6 protein-coding genes are annotated in these 6,985 nt (G+C 68.1%); 3 read left to right on the top strand and 3 right to left on the bottom strand.

The genetic code is table 11. From position 1 onward, the window contains the following. The 3 genes from DDE13_RS21470 to cysS form a co-directional block, all read right to left on the bottom strand. On the bottom strand, positions 1–589 hold a 589-nt coding region (locus DDE13_RS21470), incomplete at its 3' end, for a squalene/phytoene synthase family protein (RefSeq protein ID WP_111406260.1). A 25-nt stretch (positions 590–614) separates the two neighbouring features. Then, positions 615–2,270 carry a citramalate synthase gene (cimA, locus tag DDE13_RS21465; protein WP_111406259.1) on the bottom strand — a complete coding sequence of 552 codons (1,656 nt, stop codon included), beginning with the start codon at positions 2,268–2,270 and terminating at the stop codon, positions 615–617. A 430-nt stretch (positions 2,271–2,700) separates the two neighbouring features. After that, positions 2,701–4,116 (bottom strand): cysteine--tRNA ligase, encoded by a 1,416-nt coding sequence (gene cysS / locus DDE13_RS21460; RefSeq protein ID WP_111406258.1) that lies wholly within the window; start codon positions 4,114–4,116, stop codon positions 2,701–2,703. Between the two features lie 111 nt (positions 4,117–4,227). On the opposite strand from cysS, the gene alr reads away from it, so the two are divergent. From alr to DDE13_RS21445, 3 genes are all read left to right on the top strand, one after another. Beyond that, positions 4,228–5,292, top strand: coding sequence for an alanine racemase (gene alr, locus DDE13_RS21455; protein ID WP_111406257.1), 1,065 nt, complete (start codon positions 4,228–4,230; stop codon positions 5,290–5,292). Positions 5,293–5,370: 78 nt separating this feature from the next. Continuing rightward, complete coding sequence (locus tag DDE13_RS21450) at positions 5,371–6,153, top strand: MlaE family ABC transporter permease (protein ID WP_111406256.1); 783 nt, start codon at positions 5,371–5,373, stop codon at positions 6,151–6,153. Continuing rightward, positions 6,150–6,896, top strand: a complete 747-nt coding sequence (locus DDE13_RS21445) for an ABC transporter ATP-binding protein (RefSeq protein ID WP_111406255.1) — start codon at positions 6,150–6,152, stop codon at positions 6,894–6,896. The genes DDE13_RS21450 and DDE13_RS21445 overlap by 4 nt, the downstream gene beginning before the upstream one ends. Positions 6,897–6,985: the final 89 nt, after the last annotated feature.

Genomic DNA, 6,985 nt, shown 5'->3' with positions numbered 1-6,985 from the left:
CCGCGCGCGCGCGGGCCAGACGCGCGAGCCCGTCGCGGGCGAGCGCGGCCACGGCGGCGGGGCGGCCATCGTAGAGCGGCAGGCAGCCGCGGGATTCGAGATCGGGCACGGCGAGCAGCCAGTTGGCGAGGCCGGCGGCGTAACCGGCATCCTCGGCGGCGGGCGCATCGGGCGCGCCAAGGATGCGCGCGGCGACGACCATCAGCCCGCCCCCTGTCGCGGCGATATGGGCGTCGAAGGCCGCGGCATCGGGGAACGGGTCGCGGTAGCAGGACCAGCGATGGGCCGCCACGAGCGCGTCGAGCCGGTGTGCCCCTTCTTGGTCGAGCACCTCGGAGAGGGGCGTTGCGACCTCGTGGCGGCGGACGGGACCGCCCGCGGCGATCTCGTCCAGCGCGTCGCGCCACCATTGCAGCCGCATCTCGGCGATCATCGGTTCCGCCGTCACCCAGGGGGCGCGGGAGACCTCCACGTTGAAGGCGTAGAGCGGCAGGAGGCGGCGGCGCGCGTCGAGCGGGGCGGCGAGCAGGGTGCGGAAACGGTCCGGGTCCCCGCGTTCCACGAGTTCGGCGCAGGCGTCGAGGCTCATGGCGCGGCGGGGCGGGCCGGGGCCGTCACGGCGCGGCCTGCGCGACCGCGGGCAGGCTGTCGACGGGGGTGGCGGCGTCGCGCACGAGTTTCCAGCGCACCGCATCGAGAAGTGCGGCGAAGCTCGCATCCACGATGTTGGCGGACACGCCCACGGTGGACCAGCGCCGGCCCTGCCCGTCTTCGCTGTCGATGATGACGCGGGTGACGGCCTCGGTCCCGCCATTGGTGATGCGGACCTTGAAATCCACGAGCTTCATGTCGTCGATCACGCATTGATAGGGGCCGAGATCCTTGGCCAGCGCCTTGGCCAGCGCGTTGAGCGGGCCGCGGTCGGACCCGGTGGCGTCGAGCGATTCCGACACCGAAAGCTTCTTTTCGCCGCCGATCTTGATGACGACCACGGCCTCGGACAGGCTGACCATGCGGTCATACTTGTTCTTGCGGCGCTCGACGGTCACGCGGTAGCGCTTCACCTCGAAATAATGCGGCAGCTGGCCCAGTTCGTCGCGGGCGATCAGCTCGAAGCTCGCCTGCGCGGTGTCGAAGGAATAGCCCTCGTTTTCCGCGTCCTTGATCCGGTCGAGGATGCGGGCGAGCGCCGGGTCGCCCGGCGCGACCTCGATCCCCGCCTCGGACAGGCGGCGGCGCAGGTTGGACTGGCCCGCCTGGTTGGACATGGGGATGATGCGGGTGTTGCCCACGGTGTCGGGCGTGATGTGTTCGTAGGTCGTGGGGTCCTTCAGGATCGCGCTGGCATGCAGCCCCGCCTTGTGCGCGAAGGCCGACGCGCCGACGTAAGGCGCGCTGCGCAGGGGCACGCGGTTGAGGATGTCGTCAAGCAGGCGGGATGCCTTGGTCAGCCCTTTGAGTGCCGCGCGGGTGATGCCGGTGTCGAACCGGTCGGCGAAGTGCGGTTTCAGCAGCAGGGTCGGGATCAGCGTCGTGAGGTTGGCGTTGCCGCAGCGTTCCCCCAGCCCGTTGAGCGTGCCCTGCACCTGCCGGACACCGGCGTCGATGGCGGCAAGGCTGCCCGCGATGGCGGTGCCGGTGTCGTCATGGGTGTGGATGCCCAGCCGGTCGCCGGGGATGCCGGACGCGATCACGGCGCGGACGGTCGCCGCGATCTCGTCCGGCAGCGTGCCGCCATTGGTGTCGCACAGAACGACCCAGCGCGCGCCGGCGTCGTGGGCGGCGTGCAGGCAGGCGAGCGCGTAGTCCGGGTTGGCGCGGTAGCCGTCGAAGAAATGTTCGGCGTCGAACAGGGCTTCGCGGCCCAGCGCGGTGAGGTGGGCGACGGAGGCGCGGATGTTGTCGATATTCTCGTCGAGGGTGATGCCGAGCGCGGTGGTGACGTGGAAGTCATGGGTCTTGCCCACGAGGCAGACCGATTGCGTTCCTGCGTTGATGACGGCGGCGAGCACATCGTCGTTTTCCGCCGACCGGCCCGCGCGCTTGGTCATGCCGAAGGCGGTGAGGGTCGCGCGGGTCTGGGGCGCATCGGCGAAAAAGGCGCTGTCGGTGGCGTTGGCACCGGGCCAGCCGCCTTCGATGTAGTCGACGCCGAGCGCATCGAGCAGGGCGGCGATGCGGTGTTTCTCATGGGTGGAGAACTGTACCCCCTGCGTCTGCTGCCCGTCGCGGAGGGTGGTGTCGTAGAGGTAGAGGCGGTCGCGGGTCATGGGTTGGTCTCCGTCGGTGTGTCCGCCGCCGTCCGGGCAAAGATCTCCGAACAAAATGCGCGCAACACGACCTGCCGCTTGGTCTTAAAGGCGATGAGCCAACCGCTCGTGGCCCGGGAGGCCCAAAGCCTCCCGGGCAGCGCCCGACCCGCCCCCAGGGCGGGCGCTATTGCGCCCGGGGCTCGCGCCCGCTCCGGCCTCAAACCGTCCACTGGACGGTTTGCAAGACGGCCTCCGCCCCCGGGGCGTGCGCTGCCCTTGCGTTGGCGCGTCTTGTTGAGCGTTTCGGTGTGACGCGGGCCGTTGCCAGAAGGACCGTCCGGGCCAGCGGCCCGGACCGCGCCCGGCCGCCCCCCCGGGCGGGCGCGATTGCGCCCCCCCGCGGCCGGACCCGGCCCTCGGGTCTGCGCACCGTGCCTGCCGATTGTGCTCATTTCAGCGACTCCAGCTTGGCGGGGTCTGCGTCTGGTTCTAGAGCGGCGTAGGGCTGCTCTATACCGGCACTTAATTCCAAACCAGCCTCCATTGCCGCACTTTTCAGAGCATCAGCAGCTTTAAAATTTTTCTCCTGCCTTAATTTATTCCACCTTCTAGCGATAGATTCAGCCAATGGAAACAAGCGTTGTTGGGACCCTTTGCCACTTACAATACCACTTTTTACAGGAATCTCGTACCAGTCATCAATTTCTGGAACAAGCAGTCCTATTAGCCGCGCATTTGCGAGAAATTCGCCACTGGAAAAGTCATCCGTAATTACAGCACGATGCTGCTTGTGCAACATCGCCAAAGCACTTCCTGTATTCAAATCAGCATTAAGCGCATCGACAAACTCTTTGGTAGGCGATGTTTCGCAAGCATCGAGCGTGCAGTAATGCCATTGACTTAGAGTCTTGCGGGCGTTTCGGGCTTTTTCCTCAGTCCAGTCCATCGGCTTGCGGTAGTGGGTCGACAGCATCACGAAGCGGATCACCTCGCCCGGATAGCCCTTGTCCAGCAGGTCGCGCACGGTGAAGAAGTTGCCGAGGCTCTTGGACATCTTCTTGCCCTCGACCTGCAGCATCTCGTTATGCATCCAGACCTTCGCGAACCCGCTGCCGGGGTGGGCGCAGCAGCTCTGCGCGATCTCGTTCTCGTGGTGCGGGAACATCAGGTCGTTGCCGCCGCCGTGGATGTCGAAGCTGTCGCCCAGCAATTCATGGGCCATGGCGGAGCATTCGATGTGCCAGCCGGGGCGGCCATGGCCCCACGGGCTGTCCCAGCCGGGTTCGCCCTCGGCGGCAGGCTTCCAGAGTACGAAATCCATCGGGTTGCGCTTGTAGGGCGCGACCTCCACCCGGGCGCCCGCGATCATGTCGTCCACCGACCGGCCCGACAGCTTGCCATAGGCGGCGTAGCTGTCCACGGCGAAGAGCACATGGCCTTCGGCGGCATAGGCATGGCCCTTGGCGATCAGATCCTCGATCATCGCCACCATCTGGGGGATGTAGGCGGTGGCGCGGGGCATGTGGTCGGGCTCCAGCGCGCCCAGTGCCGCCATGTCGTCGAGGAACCATTGCGTCGTCTCGGACGTGATGTCGTCGATGGGCCGCCCGCTTTCCGCCGCCCGCGCGATGATCTTGTCGTCCACGTCGGTGAAGTTGCGCACATAGGTGACGTGATCCGTGCCGTAGATATGCCGCAGAAGCCTGTAGAGCACGTCGAACACGACCACAGGCCGCGCGTTCCCGAGATGCGCCCGGTCATAGACCGTGGGGCCGCAGACATACATGCGCACGTCGCCGGGATCGATGGGGGTGAAATCCTCGGTCTTTCTCGTGGCGGTGTTGTGCAGGCGTAGTCGGGTCATCGCGGCCTCCGTTGCCGCAGCGGCTTAGAACAAGACGGGCGCGAAGAAAAGCGTGGCGCGCGGGTCGTTGTCGGCCTTGACCGCGCGGGCGCGGCATAGTTGGAGTGTTCCATGGGAACGCCGATACTTGAAATCCGCCGCGACGCCGTCGTCGAGAACTGGCGCGCACTCGATGCCCGCTCGGGCGCCGCGACCGAGACGGCCGCGGTGGTCAAGGCCGATTGCTACGGGCTGGGTGCGGCGGAGATCGCCCCGGCCTTCGCCGCCGCCGGTGTGCGCACCTTCTTCGTGGCGGTGGCCGAGGAAGGGGCGGCGCTGCGGCGCATCCTTGGTGACGGCCCCGAGATCGCGGTGTTCGGCGGGCACATGGCGGGGGACGCCGACCTGATCCGGGACGCTGGGCTGATTCCGATGCTCAACAGCCCCGAACAGGTGGCGAGGCACGCGCAGGCGCTGCCCGGCGCGGCCTTCGGCGTGCAGCTCGATTCGGGGATGAACCGGCTGGGCATCGAACCGGCGGACTGGGCGGCCCTGCGCGCCGCGGGGCTGCCGGGGGTGCCGTGGCTGGCGATGTCGCATCTGGCCTGCGCGGACGAGCTAGACCACCCGCAGAACGCGGCGCAACTGGCGACGTTCCGGGCGATGACCGACGATGCGGGCCTGCGCCGGTCGCTGGCGGCCACGGGCGGGGTACTGATGGGCGCGGCGTATCATTTCGACCTGGCGCGGCCCGGTATCGGGCTGTATGGCGGTGCGCCGTTCTCGACCGCGCTGCAGGTGGTGACGCTGACCATCCCCGTGATCCAGTGCCGCGACGTGGCGCCGGGCGAAAGCGTGGGCTACGGGGCCACATGGGTCGCCGCGCGGCGCAGCCGCATCGCCACAGTGGCGGCGGGCTATGCCGACGGGATCATCCGGTCGATGTCGGGCAAGGCGCTGCTGCACGCGGGCGGGGTCGCGTGCCCGCTGGCGGGGCGGGTGTCCATGGACCTGCTGACCGTGGACGTGACCGATTACCGCGACCGCCACGGCGCGGACCCGGACGTGCTCGACCTGCTCGGCCCCTACCAGGGGATCGACGCGGTGGCCGACGCGGCGGGCACGATTGGCTATGAAATCCTCACGGCGCTCGGCCCGCGCTATACCCGCCACATCGCGGACGGGCCCGCGGCCTGATCGGCCCCGCGCTCGACACGCCCGCCCCCGTCGGCTAAGTCCCCACTCATGCCGCAGATGCACGAAAGCAGACCGCCCATGGCCGTGACCGCCCCCATCGCCCGCCTGGGCCGCAGCACATTGCGCAGCGTCGCCGTGCTGGGGCGCGTGTCGATCTTCGCCGCGGCGACCCTGCGCCATATCGTGACGCCGCCCTATTACGGGCGCGAGTTCTGGCATGCCGTGATCGCCATCGGCTGGCTGTCGCTGCCCGTGGTGGGGATGACCGCGCTCTTCACCGGGGCAGCACTGGCGCTGCAGATCTACGCGGGCTCGGGCCGCTTCGGCGCGGAGGCGGTGGTGCCGCAGATCGTCGCCATCGGCATGACGCGCGAGCTGGGCCCGGTGCTGGGCGGGCTGATGGTGGCCGCCCGGGTGGCCAGCTCCATCGCCGCCGAGATCGGGACCATGAAGGTGACCGAACAGATCGACGCGCTGGTGACGCTGTCCACCAACCCGATGAAGTATCTGACCGCGCCGCGCGTGCTGGCCGCGACCCTGACGGTGCCCGTGCTGGTGGCCGTGGGCGACGTGATCGGGATCATGGGCGGGTATCTGGTGGGCATCACCCGGCTGGGGTTCAACGAAGCGGCCTACCTGACGAACACCTACCAGTTCCTTGAATTCTGGGATGTCGGGTCGGGGCTGGTGAAGGGCGCGGTCTTCGGATTTCTCATCGCGCTGATGGGCTGCTACCATGGCATGAACTCTGGCCGCGGCGCGCAAGGGGTCGGGGCTGCTGTGAAGGCCGCTGTGGTGGCAAGCTCGGTGCTGATCCTCGCCTCCAACTACCTGCTGACAGAGGCATTCTTCGGATCATGATCGAACTTTCCGACCTGCACAAATCCTTCGGCGACAACCACGTGCTGCGCGGCGTGAACCTGGCAGTGCCCAAGGGCGAAAGCATGGTCATCATCGGCGGGTCGGGCACAGGCAAGTCGGTGGCGCTGAAATGCGTGCTGGGGCTGGTGACGCCAGACAGCGGCACCATCACCGTGGACGGCGAGGACGTGACCAAGGCCGACCGGGACGAATTCCTGAGCCATTTCGGGATGCTCTTCCAGGGCGGCGCGCTGTTCGATTCGATGACCGTGTGGGAAAACGTGGCCTTCCGGCTGCTGCGCGGACGCCTGAAACGCCCCCGGGCCGAGGCGCGCGAGATCGCGGTGGAAAAACTGCGCCGGGTGGGGCTGCGCGCGGCGGTGGCCGACCAGTACCCGTCGGAACTGTCGGGGGGCATGCAGAAACGCGTCGGCCTCGCGCGGGCCATCGCGGCGGACCCCCAGATCATCTTCTTCGACGAACCGACCACGGGGCTCGACCCGATCATGTCGGGCGTCATCAACGACCTGATCCGCGAGATCGTTGTGGAAATGGGCGCGACCACCATGACCATCACTCATGACATGACCAGCGTGCGCACCATCGCCGACAAGGTGGCGATGCTGCATGCGGGCAAGATCCGCTGGACCGGCCCGGTGGCGGAAATGGACGCGGCGGACGACCCTTACCTGCGCCAGTTCATCACCGGCAGCGCCGACGGCCCCATCGAAGCGGTGCGCTGACCGCCGCGCGGTCACGGGCCCTCGCATCACCACGGCGGCGCGGGCGGGCCGCGGCCACACGCGGCACGGCAAACGCGCCGCCCGGCCCG

The organism is Meridianimarinicoccus zhengii, assembly GCF_003254465.1.
Taxonomy (GTDB): Bacteria; Pseudomonadota; Alphaproteobacteria; order Rhodobacterales; family Rhodobacteraceae; genus Meridianimarinicoccus; species Meridianimarinicoccus zhengii.
Note: the sequence above shows the minus strand (reverse complement) of the source record. Positions and strands in the feature narration are given on the sequence as shown.